Genomic DNA, 441 nt, shown 5'->3' with positions numbered 1-441 from the left:
GCAACACTTTCCGGCACGAACCAAGCGCTTCGTTCGGCATGCCGCGCGGCGGGGTTTCGCAGAACTTCCCGATCAACGAAGCGTGCTCGGCCGAAATATCTCCGGCATTGAAGGCGTCGGCGATCTCGGGCTGCCGGCCGAGCATCCGGCCCAATGCGAGGATCCGTGCCGCGGCCGGCACCTCCAACAGTGAGTTCGCGGCCAGCCACTGCTTGACGCTGCGGAAGCCGAGGGTGTCGAACGAGACCGCACGCGCATCGACTTCGGCGGCCATCGCTACCCGCAACGCTTGGAGCCGTTCGATCTCACGGCAAACGTCGGCCATGCCCTGCACAAGAACCGCTTCGGCGAGCGATCCCACGTCGCCAGACCGCAGCGAAGCGGCTGCGATGCCCGAATTGTTGAGTCCCCCCGGATTCATGACACGAGCCTAGTTCGAAC

Annotated in this window: 1 protein-coding gene; it reads right to left on the bottom strand. The window is 64.9% G+C overall.

All coding sequences use genetic code 11. The features are described from left to right. Nucleotides 1-421, bottom strand: a 421-nt coding sequence (locus A6I89_RS24270) for a DUF222 domain-containing protein (RefSeq protein WP_139811882.1), incomplete at its 3' end; no start/stop codon positions are given. Between the last annotated feature and the right edge of the window lie 20 nt (nt 422-441).

It is taken from the genome of Prescottella equi, assembly GCF_002094305.1.
Classification (GTDB): domain Bacteria; phylum Actinomycetota; class Actinomycetes; order Mycobacteriales; family Mycobacteriaceae; genus Prescottella; species Prescottella equi.
The sequence above is the reverse complement of the archived record's forward strand: the minus strand, read 5'-3'. Positions and strand labels throughout refer to the sequence as shown.